16 protein-coding genes are annotated in these 17,809 nt (G+C 39.5%); 2 read left to right on the forward strand and 14 right to left on the reverse strand.

From position 1 onward, the window contains the following. The first annotated feature begins 172 nt into the window (after positions 1-172). Positions 173-571, forward strand: a complete 399-nt coding sequence (locus ACWJAF_RS05145) for a hypothetical protein (RefSeq protein ID WP_448862627.1) — start codon at positions 173-175, stop codon at positions 569-571. Between the two features lie 148 nt (positions 572-719). On the opposite strand, the gene ACWJAF_RS05150 is transcribed toward ACWJAF_RS05145, so the two are convergent. From ACWJAF_RS05150 to ACWJAF_RS05205, 12 genes are all read right to left on the reverse strand, one after another. Further along, a complete protein-coding gene (locus ACWJAF_RS05150) occupies positions 720-1,592 on the reverse strand; it encodes a YitT family protein (protein WP_448862629.1) in 873 nt (290 codons plus the stop codon). A gap of 132 nt (positions 1,593-1,724) precedes the next feature. Then, positions 1,725-2,558 (reverse strand): HAD family hydrolase, encoded by an 834-nt coding sequence (locus ACWJAF_RS05155; protein WP_448862631.1) that lies wholly within the window; start codon positions 2,556-2,558, stop codon positions 1,725-1,727. Beyond that, complete coding sequence (locus tag ACWJAF_RS05160) at positions 2,559-3,998, reverse strand: glycoside hydrolase family 1 protein (protein ID WP_448862632.1); 1,440 nt, start codon at positions 3,996-3,998, stop codon at positions 2,559-2,561. 3 nt (positions 3,999-4,001) lie between these two features. Then, positions 4,002-5,882: a beta-glucoside-specific PTS transporter subunit IIABC gene (locus ACWJAF_RS05165; protein ID WP_296029180.1), complete on the reverse strand. Its 1,881-nt coding sequence runs from the start codon at positions 5,880-5,882 to the stop codon at positions 4,002-4,004. A gap of 206 nt (positions 5,883-6,088) precedes the next feature. Further along, entirely contained in the window at positions 6,089-6,928 is an 840-nt protein-coding gene (locus tag ACWJAF_RS05170) for a PRD domain-containing protein (RefSeq protein ID WP_448862634.1), read from the reverse strand. Between the two features lie 253 nt (positions 6,929-7,181). Further along, the gene (rlmH, locus tag ACWJAF_RS05175) at positions 7,182-7,661 is read right to left on the reverse strand and encodes a 23S rRNA (pseudouridine(1915)-N(3))-methyltransferase RlmH (protein WP_448862636.1); all 480 of its coding nucleotides are present in this window, start codon (positions 7,659-7,661) and stop codon (positions 7,182-7,184) included. A gap of 116 nt (positions 7,662-7,777) precedes the next feature. Beyond that, positions 7,778-9,820: a HelD family protein gene (locus tag ACWJAF_RS05180; protein ID WP_448862646.1), complete on the reverse strand. Its 2,043-nt coding sequence runs from the start codon at positions 9,818-9,820 to the stop codon at positions 7,778-7,780. Positions 9,821-10,215: 395 nt separating this feature from the next. After that, the gene (gltA, locus tag ACWJAF_RS05185) at positions 10,216-11,610 is read right to left on the reverse strand and encodes an NADPH-dependent glutamate synthase (protein ID WP_296029167.1); all 1,395 of its coding nucleotides are present in this window, start codon (positions 11,608-11,610) and stop codon (positions 10,216-10,218) included. 1 nt (position 11,611) lies between these two features. Further along, on the reverse strand, positions 11,612-12,499 hold the full coding sequence (locus tag ACWJAF_RS05190; protein ID WP_296029164.1) for a sulfide/dihydroorotate dehydrogenase-like FAD/NAD-binding protein: 888 nt from the start codon (positions 12,497-12,499) through the stop codon (positions 11,612-11,614). A 267-nt stretch (positions 12,500-12,766) separates the two neighbouring features. Continuing rightward, positions 12,767-13,948 carry an iron-containing alcohol dehydrogenase gene (locus ACWJAF_RS05195; protein ID WP_448862637.1) on the reverse strand — a complete coding sequence of 394 codons (1,182 nt, stop codon included), beginning with the start codon at positions 13,946-13,948 and terminating at the stop codon, positions 12,767-12,769. A 360-nt stretch (positions 13,949-14,308) separates the two neighbouring features. After that, positions 14,309-15,073, reverse strand: coding sequence for a DDE-type integrase/transposase/recombinase (locus ACWJAF_RS05200; protein WP_448862639.1), 765 nt, complete (start codon positions 15,071-15,073; stop codon positions 14,309-14,311). Between the two features lie 73 nt (positions 15,074-15,146). After that, the gene (locus tag ACWJAF_RS05205; protein WP_226851808.1) at positions 15,147-15,662 is read right to left on the reverse strand and encodes a DUF6431 domain-containing protein; all 516 of its coding nucleotides are present in this window, start codon (positions 15,660-15,662) and stop codon (positions 15,147-15,149) included. A gap of 179 nt (positions 15,663-15,841) precedes the next feature. Between ACWJAF_RS05205 and ACWJAF_RS05210 the strand changes: the two genes are divergently transcribed. Continuing rightward, positions 15,842-16,291 (forward strand): transposase, encoded by a 450-nt coding sequence (locus ACWJAF_RS05210; RefSeq protein WP_173785280.1) that lies wholly within the window; start codon positions 15,842-15,844, stop codon positions 16,289-16,291. 169 nt (positions 16,292-16,460) lie between these two features. Here ACWJAF_RS05210 and ACWJAF_RS05215 read toward each other — a convergent pair whose 3' ends face one another. Beyond that, on the reverse strand, positions 16,461-17,009 hold the full coding sequence (locus ACWJAF_RS05215; RefSeq protein ID WP_173819755.1) for a HEPN family nuclease: 549 nt from the start codon (positions 17,007-17,009) through the stop codon (positions 16,461-16,463). A 19-nt stretch (positions 17,010-17,028) separates the two neighbouring features. After that, complete coding sequence (locus tag ACWJAF_RS05220) at positions 17,029-17,454, reverse strand: hypothetical protein (RefSeq protein ID WP_329982487.1); 426 nt, start codon at positions 17,452-17,454, stop codon at positions 17,029-17,031. Positions 17,455-17,809 lie beyond the last annotated feature (355 nt).

Genomic DNA, 17,809 nt, shown 5'->3' on the forward strand with positions numbered 1-17,809 from the left:
CATTCCACAATAATTCCGAATAAGATCATTTTTAATCTGTTTGCGTGTTCTTCTTTTATACCAGCTGTATAAAAGACTCTTGCAAATCGGAAAAATACTAACATTTTTACCATAGTTTTCCGTGATTATTGGTGCTATAATGAGTCATATTATTTACTAGGAGGTTTTATCTATGCATACATCAGTTCTTGTTTTGATCATATTGGCACTTGTTATTGTTGCATCGGTCATTACATCCATCATTACATATTTTATTTTGGCCGGAAGGAACAAACGCATCCGTCTTGCCGAACAGTACCGCCAGCTTGGAATCACCGAACAATATCTGAAGATTCAGGAAGACATCGAAAGATATATCAAGTCAGAAAATATCAAGCTCACAACTGCTTCTCCTGTAAAAGCTCCGGATTTTGCATCTGCGAATGCTGCCGATACCGAGGCTGGATCGAAAGATCTATGGTTTATTGTACGTGGAAAAGATAAGAATACATCAGAAAAGATTTTTGAATACTGGCACTTCGTATCAGATCAATCCATCTGGCGATGTATACAGCGCCAAAAGAAAAACTAAATATACAGAGAATCTGCCACTGGCAGCATACTTAGGTATAAAAAAACAAAATCTGTTCTTACAGCTTCATAGACATAACAAAATTCCGGTAGTATATATCATAAACTACTCCAAAGGTAATCTTATTGATATCACACTACCGGAATTTTTAATTTTTTATCTGTTCTTTTTTATACACTTTTTGCTGTGAGAATCCTCTACCTCTTACTTCATTCACATTTCCAATGATCATAAATGCATGCGGATCCACTTCCTGCACAAGCTGATTCAAACGCATCAGCTCTCGGTTCGAAACCACAGTAAGAATCATCGGCTGATCATTTTTCAAATATCCTGTCTGTGTATACACAAGCGTCGTTCCGCGGTCAAGTCTTTCTTGTATCAGACGGTTCAGTTCTTCATACTTTTCAGACATAATCTCCACTTTTGTTCTGGTTGATCCCATCAGAAGAACTTTGTCTAAGATCACCGTATAAATCAATACCAGTAAGATTCCATATACAATTTCTTCTTTATTCGTAAACAGCATCTGTGAAATCAGGATCACAAAATCAAATACATATAACATCACGGACACCGGAAGTCCGAATTTCTTATTCAGTACTAATGGTGGAATATCCATTCCTCCGGTTGATGCGCCGCACCGTATAACGATTCCAATTCCCATACCGATCATCAGACCACCGCATATGGTTGACAGCATCTTGTCATCTGTTACATTCTGGATCGCCGGCATCTGCTCAAGTACCCCTAAGATAACCGGATAATAAAATGTACTGACCAGTGTCGTAAGTGCAAATTTCATTCCAAGAACCACTGCCCCAAGTAAGAACATCAGTGTATTAAAGATTAATACAAATGTATGGATCGGAAGTCCAAAATAATGATGGATTGCAATACCAAGTCCTGTCGTTCCACCTGTGATCATATCATTCGGCAGAATAAACATAACGATTGCCAGTGCATAAACTGTATTCCCCAACAGGATCATACACAGATTTTTTAAATTAACTTGCTTCATAGTTATACCCTCTCCTGACATTTTCATCCTTATCAGTATAAAGGATGATACTTTCTGAAACAAGATTTTTATCGTATCTTATGTAAATTTTTCTGTTGATTTTTTACAGAGATTATTCGTGTTCTCACATTTTCAAATCAGTCCAAGCTTACAAAATGCATTCCACAATCCGTCTTCATCTACATCATCAGTGATCAGATCGGCCATCTCCTTTATCTCTTCTCCACCATTTCCCATTGCCACTCCTGTTGCACAGCATGAAAGCATCGGAATATCAACTTTTGCATCACCAAATGCAATCGTATCTTCCACAGATGCCCCAAGATATTCAAGAAGTGCCAAAATGGCAGAGGATTTATTAATATTTTTCAATCCAATATCTCCAAAGAGTGCCGTCTCACCTCTTCCGCCCCAGGTACCATTCTGAAGATTCACAAACACTTTGCACGCTTCTTCATAATCCTGGTAACTATTCAGTATATAAGAAATCTTATTAACATCCCTGCGGTAAAGTCCGCCTCCAAATATCATATCCGGAAATGCTTTTCTTACTGTAATCTGTTCAGCATCCGGATTCGCCTTTCTTCTGGCGTACTCCTGCATGACAGGACCTGCTGCCGTTTCAAAATTTCTGCTGGCAAATAATCCTTCATTGCTCTCCAGATAAAATTCAAGTCCCTTTTTCATCAGCCAGTCTACAATCTCTGTACACTGTTCTTTACTAAATGTCTTATGAAAGACAATCTCTCCTGCATGCTCTACGTAACTTCCGTTTCCGCCGATCATGCCATCCAGTCCTATTTCCCATAGTTCCGGATATACTTCTGCTTTACTGCGTCCGGTACAAATATATACTTTATGGCCATTTTTTCTGGTCTTTCGAATTGCTTTCACTGCGGATTCCGGTATGTGATTTTCATAATTTACCAGCGTACCGTCTACATCCAGAAATATGATTTTGTTCATTTATAATTCTTCTCCATTTGTCTTGATTACATTCTGGTACCAGTAAAATGATTTTTTCTTCAGACGTGCAAAATCTCCGGTTCCGTCATCATAACGGCCTACATAGATCATACCATAGCGTTTTGCATATTCACCGGTAGATGCAGACACCAGATCAATACATCCCCATGGTGTATATCCCATCAGATTTACTCCGTCTTCCACTGCAAGCTTCATCTGTTCGATATGTTTTCTTAAATATTCAATGCGGTAATCATCCTGTATGGTTCCATCTTCTTCAATGGTATCTTTTGCTCCCAGGCCATTTTCAACAACCATAAGTGGAAGTTCATAGCGGTCGCTCAGATCATTTAACGCATAACGCAGACCTTCCGGATCAATCTGCCATCCCCAGTCGGATGCTTTCAGATAAGGATTCATTACCCCGCCGAGGATATTGCCTTCCCCGCTTTCTTTTGTCGGATCTGCTGTCTGGCAGGAAGACATATAATAAGAAAAGGTAATAAAATCAATCGTTCCGTTTTTCAGAATTTCGTCATCTCCCGGTTCTTTGGTGATGGTTACGCCCATCTCTTTTAACATGTTGTCTGCATAAGCAGGATATGCTCCCCTTGCCTGTACATCCGTGCTGAAATAGTTATATATACGATTATATTTCTGACACTCCAGGACATCTTTGGGATTGCAGGTCAGAGGATAACTACTCATATAAATCATCATGTTTCCAACTTTGTACTCCGGGTCGATTTCATGCGCCATTTTTACAGCAAGTGCAGATGCCACAAACATATGATGCAATCCCTGGTATCTCTGCTGTGGAATGTCCGGCTGGTTCATGAATTCTGTCGGATTCTCAAGGTCATTTAAGATTCCCTGGTTCAAAAGTGCTCCCATTGGTGCAACTGAACTGTTGATCTCATTGAATGTCAGCCAGTACTTTACTTTTCCTTTATAGCGTGTAAAAATTGCACGGCAATAATTCAGATAATAGTCAATCATTCTTCGGCTGACCCAGGCATTACATTTCTTTGTCAGCCCGAATGGAACTTCATAGTGAGAAATGGTGATTAGAGGTTCGATTCCATATTTCAAGCATTCATCGATCACTTCTTCGTAATGCCTAAGTCCAGCTTCATTTGGCTCACTTTCATCCCCGTTTGGGAAGATTCTTGTCCAGCTGATAGAAAAACGATAGCATTTAAATCCCATCTCGGCAAATAATGCAATGTCTTCTTTAAAACGGTAATAATGCTGTATTGCATCATGGCTTGGATAAAAAGTTCCTTCTTCCAATACTGGTGTAATACGCTTGCTCTGTCCGAATTTTCCTCCGGTACAGATATCTGCAACCGATACTCCTTTGCCATCTACATTCCATGCCCCTTCACACTGGTTAGCGGCTGTAGCGCCGCCCCAGAGAAAATCTTTTGATAAGCTCATTTTTTATTTACCTCCGATAATAATTTTATCGTTCTTTATTGCTATACTGTCAAATTCATCTGCATTTGTTACGATCACCGGTGTCTGGATCTCACATCCTGCCTTTTTAATTGCATCTATGTCAAATTCTAACAGAAGATCACCTTTTTGGAAATGTTTTCCGTCCTGAATATGTGCAGTAAATGGTTCCCCGTTCAGCTGGACGGTTTCAAGTCCTACATGAATCAAAAGCTCTACCCCATTATCTGATTTAAGTCCCATCGCATGTAAAGTATCAAAGATGTTCTCGCATACACCATCAAACGGAGCATATACTTTTCCCTCTTCCGGCACTACTGCCAAGCCTTCTCCAAGGATTCCTGCTGCAAATGTAGGATCTTTTACTTCTGAAAGTGCGATCACTTCGCCTTTGATGGGAACACTGATCTGCATTTCACCTGTTAAACCTTCTGATACCTCTGCAGTTTTCATATCTTCATTCTGTTCTATCTCTTCTAAGTCATTTGTTTCATTTTTTGTCATAATTATAGATAATACAAATGCTACAACAAAGCTTTCAATTAATACAGCAATTGCACAAATTATATTCTTACCACCTTCCGGTGAAACAAACTGTACAATGGCTGTCAGACATGGAGTTGCAAAAGCATATGCCTTCAATGACATAAATCCTGCCATAAGTCCGCCGATTCCACTTGCAATACAAGCAGCAATCATTGGTCGTTTTAATTTTAATGTGATACCATACATAGCCGGTTCTGTAACCCCTGCGAGAAGTGCAGAGATTCCTGCCGGGATTGCCATTTCCCGGATATTTTTATCTTTTGTTTTTACAGCCACTCCAAATGTCGCACCTGACTGTGCAATATTACTTGCAAGCATTGCCGGAAGTAATAATACATCATATCCTGGATTTGCCAGAGACATCAGGCAGGCCGGTACAAACGCCCAATGCATACCCGTCATAACAATAAACGGCATCAGTCCCGAAAGAATAAGCATTGCAAGCCATGGTGCAAATCCATAAATCCCATTGATCACAAACTGTAATCCATTTCCTATCATAAGACCAAGTGGTGCCAGTACACAAAGTGTAATCGGTGCTGTGATTACTACGATCAGAAGTGGTTTCAGGAAATTCTTTGACCATTCCGGTGTAATACGGTCTACCAGTCTCTCAACATACATCAAAAGAATTGTTGATAACATAGCCGGAATAATCGAAGATGAATAGCTTCCATGCACTACCGGAATCACTCCAAATAAATGTGTCGCCTTATCTCCGCCAAGTAACGTGATTACATCTGGATATATCAGTACAGACGAAACCATTACCGCCAGATAAGAATTACAATTTAACTTCTTAGAAGCTGTAAATGCTACCAGAACCGGCAAAAAGTAAAACGGTGCATCACCAAGGGCGTTCATTAAAATATACGTATCACTTTCAGATGAAAGCAGATTTAAAAGCGTTGGTCCAAAGATTACTAATAATACCTTTATCAGACCACCTGCAATAATTGCTGTAAATAACGGTGTCATACATCCTGCGATAAAATCAAGAGCTGCAACAACCGGATTTATCTTTTCTTTTTCAGCGGCCATATCATCATCCATGGCCACAGTATCAGTAGCGCCACTGATCGCAACCAGTTCTTTGTAAACCTTTCCTACGGAATTTCCGATAATAACCTGATACTGTCCGCCTGCAATATTTGTTCCCATAACACCTTTTATGCTTTCCAGTTTTTTCTTATCCGGAATACTCTGATCTTTTAAGACAAAACGTAATCTTGTCATACAATGTGTTACGGATGTAATGTTCGCACTGCCACCAACTGCAGCAAGTACTTCTTCTGCAATCTGTCTGTTCTTATCTGCCATTTCTTTCTCTCCTTTTCTTCTTTTTCCTTCATTCCAAACTTCATGTGTATTTTTTAACCACACAATATAATCTGCCAAACTTCACAGTTCCTTACGAGCGCTTTGAACAACCGGCAGCTTCTCGTGTATACTTTGGTATTAAAAAACCTCCCACAACCGACGTACGAATCCCGTAACATCTGTCATGAAAGGTAATGCCCGATTGGTTACAATCCTTCTCTTACACATATTCTGTTGATATGAAGCATCAGATACATTTTTTCTTCCTTGGAAAGTCTGATGTCAAACTTATCCTGGAAATATGTTTCAAACAAGTCTACACACTCTGCAATTTCCGGAAATTCCTCCCGGATGGACTGATACATAATTCCATTTTCTGTATCCAGGGTCTGATCTGATGCAATTCTTTTTAACAAATACATCAAATGCGAAGAATATCTTGCAAAATTAAACGAATCTCTCTCTATCACAATTCCAATTGTATCTTCCACAATACTGATCGTATCTTCCAGAACTTCTTTATACCACTTCTGCATAGAAGAGTCCTTTTTGCTCTCTGCACTGTTTCTCGCATTTACAAAGCTCATCGCAATTCCAGAAGCTTCATTTTCATTCAGCTGTACCGCAAATCTTCTTTCTATCTGACGCACAGCATATTTTCCAAGTTTTGCTTCTTTTGGAAATGTCTGTTCAATCTCATAAATCAATGGCATCTGCACATATATATTCTTTCGTGCACGCTGAATGCAAAAATTAATATGATCTGCCAGTGTCAGTACAAGATTAGGATTCAGCTCATATTGTAGTTCGTTATGTGCGATATCCACCAGCTTTGCCGTAAAATGAAACACCTTTTCCGGTAATTCCGTCAACAATGCGAGATATTTTTGATCAATATCATAAAAAGTACGGTCTATCTGACTTAAATCTGTAATTTCATACGGTACTTTGGGAAATCCTATTCCTTTTCCATATGCAATCAGTTCTTTTCCTTCTCCGTCGAGACAAATCGCGAAATTGTTGTTTAACTTTTTTATTACTTGCATCTTCTCTCACCCGTCCAGTGTCTTATCTTTTCTGTATATAAAAATAAACCCTCCAAGACATAAACACCTTTACTGCTATCGTGTATCGGTGTCATCAGTAATGCCTCAAAGAGTTACAACCCAAATGACAGATATATTATAACAAGGCTTGCTTTTTATGTCTATCTTTATTTTCCACAAATATGCGCTCCTGATTTTGTGCATATTTACATAATCAGGAGCGCTCCTGCTACATTTTCCTCGTCATGCCATTTTATTTATGATATGGCTCATGACTGATAATCCGATAACTTCTGTAAATCTGTTCCAGAAGGATTACCCGCATCAGCTGGTGTGGAAATGTCATCTTAGAAAAACTCAGCGCATAATCCGAACGCTTCAGCACTTCTTTTCCAAGTCCTATTGATCCACCGATAATGAATATAATGTGACTGGTTCCCTGGATTCCAAGTTTATCGATTTTTTCTGCCAGTTCTTCTGAGGTCAAAAGCTTTCCTTTGATTTCAAGTGTAACCACATACGCATCGTCTTTGACGTATTTTAAGATCCGTTCTCCTTCTTTGTCACGGATACCACCTTCTACCGTTTCACTTGCGTTATCTGGTGTCTTTTCATCCGCCACCTCGATGATCTCCAGTTTACAGTAGCGGCTCAGTCTTTTACTGTATTCTGCAATTGCATCCTTTAAATACTTTTCTTTTATCTTTCCTACGGTAATTAATGTTATCTTCATTCCACTTTTCTTTCTATCTCTATTCTTTATTATGCATACAATTATTCTTTTGCCATATTGGTTTCTGCAATTATGCAGTCCATTATCTTATACATTTTTACTATATCAGCTTCCTGCTATTCTGTTATCTGATACATATATAACTCATGCAATGCCCTTGTCGCACAAATGTATTTTGCCTGATTCAGCATAGGGTTTCCCACATCCTTGAATACACCAAATACCTGGTCAAATTCCAGACCTTTTGCAAGATAAAAAGTTGTAACAGTAAGTCCTTTTTTAAAGGCAGAACTGTTACGGTCAATATAGTGCACTTCTTCACCACGTGATTTTAACACCTGATATAAAGTAAATGCTTCTGCTTCTGTCATAGCAATGATGGCAGCAGTTTCATATTCGTCTTCTCCCAGTTTTGCTTTCGAAAGAATTTCATCCAAAATCGCATCCTCTGTTTGGAAGTTCTCTTCTACCACTTCTTTTCCATGACGTTTTAAAAGTTCTACATCCTTTACACCAGTCAGTTTCTCTGCATATCTTGCAATTTCCATGGTATTTCTGTAACTTTTATTCATTACAATCTTACGTATCTTCTGATCGAACACTCCCGGGAGGAACTGTAATACATCACGCATCTGCTCATCAAGTGTCTGCGCTTTATCTCCTAAAATTGTCATTCTACACTTGAATATCTGATTCAGTATCACATACTGAAGATAAGAATAATCCTGCATCTCATCAATAACCAGATGCTTGATATGGTTATGCACGGCTTTTCCTGTCAGGCGGTATTTCAGATACAACACCGGGAATACATCTTCATATTCCAGTTTGCGTTTTTCATATTCTACATCTGGAAGTGCCTGATATCCGCACTCTTCTAAAAGCCACCCGTAAATCTTGTAAATATCCTTTGTTACATACATCTTATCAAATTTATCCTGTACGATCAGAAGTTCTTCTTCCGACAGATCACGTCCAAGCAGGGTCTCATATTCATCTACACAATAATCCCTGATTGCATCCATACGTCCAAGCAGTGGTGCATTCTGGAATTTAAAATAGAATAAATTAATAAGTTCTTCTTCTGTCTTTTTAATTCCTTTATATTCAATCGCATGAAAATCCATCAGCTCATCTTCCAGTCTTGCAAGAAAGCTTTCCATCAGACCGACGAATCCTTCCGACTGCTTTTCTTCAAACCTCTCTGTCAGATATGGATCCTGAAGTTTCATCGTCCTCTCAAGCTGGTCGTAACGGTCTTCACAGTCAGGCACAATTCCTTTTAACTCACGGTATGCAAACAGATCAAAACTCATCTCCTGAATATTTTCTTCTCCAAGTTCCGGAAGGATATGGGAAATATAATCCGAGAACACACTGTTCGGAGAAAGGATCAGTACATTCGAAGATTTCAAATGCTCTCTGTCATGATACAACAGGTAAGCAATACGATGCAGCGCCACCGAAGTCTTCCCGCTTCCAGCTGCCCCCTGGATTGCAAGGATGCGGTCGTGTGTATTACGGATGATTGCATTCTGTTCTTTCTGGATCGTACGCACGATATTTTTCAGCTGTACATCACTATTTGTTCCCAGTTCCTGTTTTAGGATGTCATCATCAATCTTGGTATCACTTTCAAATGCATAGATCATCCTGCCGTTTTTTACTTTATACTGCCATTTGGCAGCTATCTCACCTTCAATTGTCCCGGCCGGTGCTTCGTAAGATCCCGGTCCCTTATCATAATCATAAAAAAGCCCGCTGACAGGTGCTCTCCAGTCATAGATCAGAGGAAGCATACCTGTACGCTCCGCAAAGTTTCCGATTCCTATATAAAAGATCTCCGGTTCCTCTTCCCCATCATAGATAAAATCAACACGTCCAAAGAACGGTGCTTCTAACATCTTGCGGAGACGATGTCGCATCTTCTGTTTTTCCTGATTATCATTTACCTGATGTAAAAGCGCCTGTTGGTTATCGTAATTCTCATAACCGTATTCATCCATCTCGGTGTAGTTCTCCCAGTAATATTCATTCATACTCTGGATATCTTTCTGCCCTGCCTCAATGGACGCATCTACTTCTGCCAGTCGTGTGCGGATTTTTTCTGTTACTTTATTTAAAAAAATCTTTCCATCTGTTAAATCTAATTCTGCCATAATCCCCAACCTGTCTTTTTTAATAATTCTTATCTGATTTTCTACTTCCTGTCTTTTTATCTTATCCACTCAATAGTCCGGCATATACTTTCTACTTTTTTATAAAATCTGCTACTGCCTTTTCGTAATACAGGCGGATAAAATATGTTTCTTCATAATACCACATACCGCCATTCTTATTCAAGTCTATATCTTTTTTATACGCTAAAACCTCCGCACAAAAATTGCTGCCCTTCCATAGCTATCGGATTCTTAACACTTCACTAAATGCTCCATTTCCATTAGTCTTCCTGTCGATATATTCCCAACAAAAAAACGATGGAACCTTACATGAATACAAATGTAAAATTCCATCGTTTTTATAACTTCAGATTATATTAATCCAAGACTACCGGTTATGCATTTTTCTGAGAAAGGTATTCGTGAATACCTTTTGCTCCTGCTTTTCCGGCTCCCATAGCAAGAATTACAGTTGCAGCACCTGTTACAGCATCTCCACCTGCGAATACGGCAGCCTTTGAAGTCTGTCCGTTTTCTTCTTCTGCTACGATACATTTTCTCTTATTTGTCTCAAGACCCTTTGTTGTAGAAGAAATCAATGGGTTTGGAGATGTTCCAAGAGACATGATAACAGTATCTAATTCAATCTCATATTCAGAACCTGGAATCTCGATCGGACGTCTTCTTCCGGAAGCATCCGGCTCACCCAGTTCCATCTTGATAACTTTCATACCTTTTACCCATCCATTTTCATCCACAAGGATTTCTTTTGGATTGGTAAGAAGATCGAACTGAACGCCTTCTTCTTTTGCGTGATGTACTTCTTCTACTCGTGCAGGAAGCTCTGCTTCGCTACGACGGTATACGATATGTACTTCTGCGCCAAGACGAAGGGCTGTTCTTGCAGCATCCATAGCTACGTTACCACCACCGACAACGGCTACTTTCTTGCCGGCTGCGATTGGTGTATCGTAAGAATCATCGAATGCTTTCATAAGATTACTTCTTGTCAGGTATTCGTTTGCAGAGAATACTCCGTTGGCTGTCTCACCCGGGATTCCCATGAACATTGGAAGTCCTGCACCGGAACCGATAAATACAGCTTCAAAATCTTCCTCTTCCATCAACTGGTCGATCGTTGTAGACTTACCGATAACAACGTTTGTCTCAAATTTAACGCCAAGTTCTTTAACTTTTTCGATTTCTTTCTTAACAACTTTCTGTTTTGGAAGACGGAATTCAGGAATACCATATACAAGAACACCGCCAAGTTCATGCAGTGCTTCGAATACAGTTACTTCGTATCCAAGCTTTGCAAGGTCGCCGGCACAGGTAAGTCCTGACGGACCGGAACCGATGACTGCTACTTTATGTCCGTTTGTCTTTTCTGGTTTTTCTGGTTTGATATCATTTTCCAGCGCATAATCTGCGACAAATCTTTCCAGCTTACCGATGGATACTGCGTCGCCCTTGATACCACGGACACATTTACTCTCGCACTGTGATTCCTGAGGACATACACGTCCGCAGATAGCAGGAAGTGCAGAAGACTGACCGATCACTTTGTAAGCCTCTTCGATATTACCTTCTTTGATCTCTGCGATAAATGCAGGAATGTTGATGGATACAGGACATCCCTGGATACATCTTGCATTCTTACAGTTCAGGCATCTTGTTGCCTCTTCCATCGCTTCTTCTTTATTATATCCATAACATACTTCTTCAAAATTTGTAGCACGAACCTTTGGTTCCTGCTCTCTTACTGGAACTTTCTTTAATACATCTGCCATCTTACTCGTCACCTCCGCACTGACCGCATCCACCGTGATGCGTATCGCCTTCCTGTAATTTCAGCATTGCACGACCCTCCTGAGTCTTATACATCTGCTGTCTCTTCATTGCCTCATCGAAGTTAACAAGGTGTCCGTCAAATTCCGGACCGTCTACACAGGCAAATTTAATCTCATCACCCACATGCAGACGACAGGCACCACACATACCAGTTCCATCTACCATAATAGGGTTCATACTTACGATTGTCGGAATCTCCAGTTTCTTTGTCAGAAGGCATACGAATTTCATCATGATCATTGGGCCGATTGCGATACAGACATCGTATTTATTTCCCTTCTCGACAAGTTCTTCTACCATTGTAGTAACCATTCCGGCATGTCCATAAGAGCCATCATCTGTACATGGATAGTAATTTCCTGATACAGCTTCCATCTCTTTTTCCAGAATCAGCATATCTTTTGTCTTAGATCCAATGATAACATCCGCATCCACACCATGCTCATGCAGCCATTTTACCTGTGGATATACCGGTGCTGCCCCGACACCACCGCCGACAAACAGGATCTTTTTCTTTTTCAGCTCTTCAATATCTTCATCCACCAGCTCTGAAGCATTTCCCAACGGACCTGTGAAATCGCGGAAATAATCTCCTGCTTTTAATTCTTTCATTTTTGTTGTGGATGCTCCAACCGGCTGGAATACGATCGTAATAGTTCCGGCCTCTCTGTCATAGTCACAGATTGTCAGAGGGATTCTTTCTCCTTTTTCATCCATCTTTACAATGACAAACTGTCCCGGTTCACAATGTCTTGCTACACGAGGAGCTTCTACATCCATCAGAAAGATGTTAGCAGTTAATTGTTCTGCTTTTAAAATTTTGTACATCTTATTTCCTCCTAATTTCAAATATTACTATTATCATAATACGGCTGTTATCTTTTCGCAAGTAAAAGTATAAAAATACAGTATATTGTCAGAATATAGCAGGAATCCTGTCCGGATTTTCCATGCCATTGTGATATCTTGAACCTGCGAAATCCGGCAATAACAGATATTTTTCCGGCACATAAGTGGACAGAAAACGGCTGTCACACAACTCCATGTGACAGCCATCTGATATAAATGATCTACTTACTTTTCGTATCCGTCTATCTAAAAGTCAACTTCTGTTCCGTAGTATGTGCATGTAAATAATTTAGCCATTGTTGCAGGGTCAATTGCTCTTGGGTTCGATCCTGTACAGGCGTCACCAACTGCAAGTTCTGCAATCTTATCCAGTTTTTCTTTAAACTCATCTTCGTTAATGCCGAACTCTTTCAGAGTCTTAGGAATATTCATCTTCGCATTGAACTCGTCAATCTTTGCACATAAGCTGTTGATCAGAGCTTTTTCAGATGTTCCAGGAAGTCCCATTCTGCGTGCAATCTCTGCATAACGGGATGCAGCTACTTTATCTTTCGCATTGTATTTGATTACATATGGCAGATAGATTGCATTGGCACATCCGTGAGGAATATGTCCGGTTGAGAATGCTGCTCCTGTCTTATGAGCCATAGAATGCACGATACCAAGTAACGCATTTGAAAATGCCATACCTGCAAGACATTGTGCGTAGTGCATCTGCTCTCTTGCTTCCATGTTAAGGTTGTAAGATGCCGGCAGATAATCCAGAACCATCTCGATTGCCTGTAGCGCAAGTGGATCTGTAAATGGACAGTTGAGTGTTGATACATAAGCTTCAATCGCATGTGTCAGTGCATCCATTCCTGTATAAGCAACCTGTTTCTGAGGAAGTCCTGCTACCAGATCCGGATCAACGATTGCAACATCTGGTGTGATGTTAAAGTCTGCCAGAGGATATTTGATTCCTGTATTGTAATCTGTGATTACGGAGAATGCTGTTACTTCTGTTGCAGTTCCTGATGTAGATGGGATGGCTGCAAATTTTGCTTTCTGACGAAGTTCAGGGAAGCTGAATGGTGTGATGATATTTTCAAATGTCTCATCCGGATACTCGTAAAATACCCACATAGCTTTGGCTGCATCAATCGGAGATCCGCCACCCATTGCTACGATCCAGTCAGGCTCGAACTCCTGCATTACTTTGGCACCTTTCATAACCGTCTCTACAGATGGGTCTGGTTCCACGCCTTCGATCAGCTTAACTTCCATTCCACCTTCTTTCAGGTAGTTCACTGCTTTGTCCAGAAATCCCTGACGCTTCATAGATCCGCCGCCGACTACGAGGACAGCTTTTTTACCTTTCAGATTCTTTAATTCGGATAAACATCCTTTTCCGTGATAAACATCTCTTGGTAATGTAAATCTTGCCATTTCAAACACGCTCCTTTTAAAATATTGTGTTAATCTTTTAACACAATTGTACTACTCGCGAATTTCTTTTTCAAGTCTTTGGGGCGATAAAATTGTGATTTTTTTAATATTATAGTGTATTTCTTCTATCTGTTTGTTACTTCTATATAACAAATGTATATTTAGAAGATTTTTTTCCGATTTATAGCTTTTTGATGTTTGTTAAAATATCTCTTATCTTAACTACTTTTAGTTGTATTTTTGTTGCTTTTCTGTTGTAACAAAATATCTTAGTTTTAAAAATTTTAAAATCTGCAAAAATTCTTTTCTGTTTCAAAAGATTTCGCTTATTTAATAACGATTAAAAATCATTGATAAGCATTAAGTATTACATATTTTTGCCAAGGACAGCTTTAACTGTTTTGCAACATACTGGGTTCCATTGTCGAAATAGCACTTATCAAATCGGCCAAACTTCAGGATTACCTTATGAAAAGTGTCTTCCACGATGGTTTCTTCCTGATTATCATAGAATTGTGAAGCCAGGATCATTCTGGAATGATCATCAATCGCAGAAGAAAGATAGGTTTGTACCATGGCTCCATTTTTCCCAATGGGAAGTTTCGGGCCATACTTGATATCTCCCTGGACTAACATCATTCGATGCGACTTGCAAAAACGTTTTGATGAGCTTCTTCTTGCATCTTGATAAATATCCATATGAGCAGAGCCGAATCCGGCCTGATATAGGTGCCGTTGTAAAGTTGGACGCTTTAATACGCCCGGAGCGACTTTTCCTTCTGATTCGAGAATAAAAATGATCTGTTCTACAGATCTGCGAGGGACCTCTCGTCTGAGTTGGATTGCTTCTTGCAGGATTTCATCGTAATTATCAGGCATCACTTCTTTTTTATACCGGACACGTTCTGCCGGTTTTAATCCTTCAAATCCTTTTTTCTGATAAGCATTGACATATCTACGTAATGTACGTTCGGATAATCCGTTCTGTTCTGCCAGTTTACTTCGCAATTCTCTTACCGCAGCCGGATCAATATTTTCATCCAATAGTGGTGAGATCATCGTATACTTCTGTAAAGCAATTTCATCACGGTTCTGCTTTCTTATTAAAGCTGTATTTTGATTCATAACTGTATGTATCTCCTTTCTGAGATCATCATACAGTCCTTTTCCCGGACAGTGAAAACAAAGTCGGTAAAACTCACGAATAGCATGGCTGTAAAGAATTCCCCGAATTATATAGGTAACGGAGAATGGTTCTCAGCCAGGCATCTGGCATGGAACTCTTTATGTGACCGAGCAATGAATTACTGAATTTTAACAGTTCCTCTTTAAAACCCAGTAATCTGTAACCAATCGATTTCATATGTCCTTCTATGTTGAATTGATTTAAAATAAACCAGTGATGCCAGCGGAGCATCGTTTTTTCGGAAGGATAAATTTCAGAATCTTCATCATCAGGATTAACGATATCATCCAAAACGCCAGAGATTGTTTCCTCATTATAGTGTTTATACGGAACCAGACAATCTGGCAGCATCCGGTGAATTCTCTTGCATTTCAGATTATTGCATCTGTGTCTCGGGATTTGAATCCATTCATGAGAACCATCTTCGTAGCGGATGATTCGTTTGCAGTAATCTCTGAAAATCAAATTTCCTATTCGACATACAGGACAAAGAAATTCATTGCTCTCTTGTAAAAATATGTTGTCCAATCCGGGTGTAATCTGTTACAATAAACATGGTTATTGACCAGGGTTCCAGAGTACGATCTTGCTAGGAGGGTGCTTTGGAACCTTTTCCTTTTTCTTGATAAGGACAGTATACTAATCAATTGGTGGACAATCAAGCAGATCTGGATTTGGACAATTTAGGAGATCATAAACACCGAACAATGACAGAAGGATTAAAATACAGAACAGGTAGTATTGGAAAAGAAAAGGACTATATCACACGTGAGGGGATATTCCGATATATGTGGATGAATACAGAATTAACAGTAGAGCACAAAAACTTTATTTATGATCATTATCCAGCGGTTTGGGAACTTCATTGTTGTATAAAAGAGTTTCGAAATATTTTTAAAAAGCGAAATGTTCCGCTACTATACTTGTTTATAGAAAAATATTGCAAAAGCAAGATTAAAGCACTAAAGAGTTTTGCAGAAGGATTAAAAAGAGACATAGATGCGGTTGAAAATGCGGTAGTCTATGATTATAGTAATGGTTTTGTCGAAGGGACAAACAGTCGGTTAAAAATGATAAAACGAACAATGTATGGACGCTGTAGGAAACGTTTACTAGAGGCAAAACTTAGATATGTGAGGAAATGTAAAAACGGATAATTGCGGAAGAACCATTTGAACCGTAATATTCAACGATGGACACCCTTGCTGTTCAGCTATACACTTCCTCGTTGCCTAGGCGTGTTCGGGACTTGCACCCGTTAGAGCGCGCCCATGGCGTGCAAACAAAAAGGCAGCCACGATTTCTCGTGACTGCCGTTACATAGATTTAATGATTTTGATTATAGTATTCCATAATAAGCCTTTGTAGTTCCATAAGAATAATCCCAACTTTGTAACATTCCATTTTTATAGAGCATACTTTGGATCCGTTGTTATTGCTATCAGAAAAGATAACAAAATTCTTTCCACGATCACTAAAATAATTACATTTTGAGTGAGCAACAGCATTTCTAATATGGCGGAAATAGTCAATTTTTTCGCAGCTATCTTCATTGTCATAAGTTGACATTGTTTCCGTTTCGATTAGCGTACTTACTAATGGATTTATTCTTTCAACATAAGTTTCTAACACGCTGTAAGCCGTTCTTGAAAGGGTTTCTCTTGGAACAGTTAATAATGCATAAAGCATCATCTGCATTGTTGCCGGATTTCTAAGACCGAATTGGGTAAGAATATTCTTAATGTTCTTATTTGAAAATGACAGTTGCTTATAGTAATCGCTTTCCAAGAAATTTGCGTTACTCAATTCACCTAAAAGTGATGTGGTTGCTAAACATTGTAACAATAATGATTCCTCTTGACTAATTGTTGACATAATTATCCTCCATAATAATTTAGTTAATACATTTGCTTAAAAGCTTTCCGTATTCGTCCGATATAAAATTATCGTACCGTTCAGCGATTTTCTCAACGTGCTTGCTGACTGCGCTGGGCGTTTTGAAACCAACTGCGGCAGCGATTTCTTTCAGGGAATGACCGTCATAGCGCATCTGTAAAATCTTGCTGTCTACCCCGGGAAGTTGGGCTTTGAAATCCTCCATGTAAAACTTATGAATTATCTCAGATTCAAACTCGCTGCGTGGATCAGCAATATCAAAAAGCAACTCGCCGTCAACAGTAGTTCCTTCTTCCAAAAGCTCGTCAAAGGAAATGTGCTGTGCGGTACGGCTGTGTGTCCAGGAACGCATGAAGTCCTTTTTGTTGATATTCTTTCCTGTATAGTCATTGACCTGACGGGTATTCCAGATTTCATCAATCATCAGCTGCCAGTTTTGTTCCAGCACAATCAGATCTGTGAGGTTGCCTACCAGATTGCCAAAGTGCTGGTAACTGAGCCACGGCAGTTCATCGTCCTTGTCTGAATAATCCGGGCTCCGTGTCCCGGCTGTCCGGACTCAGGGGTTCTTCCGCACGGGAATATTCACATACTATTTTATTTTTCTATTTTCATTGGAATACTCAGTCAGAGACACTGTAAATCATCTTAAAGCACTTGCCATTATCGTAGTAATTGAATACGATTCATGAACAAGGTTTATTTTATATAAGCACTTGCAAATCAGCACCAGTTTGTAATTATTTCATTATAAAATTGTTCCTTATCTCCGGTTCTCT

It is taken from the genome of Dorea sp., from assembly GCF_977044405.1.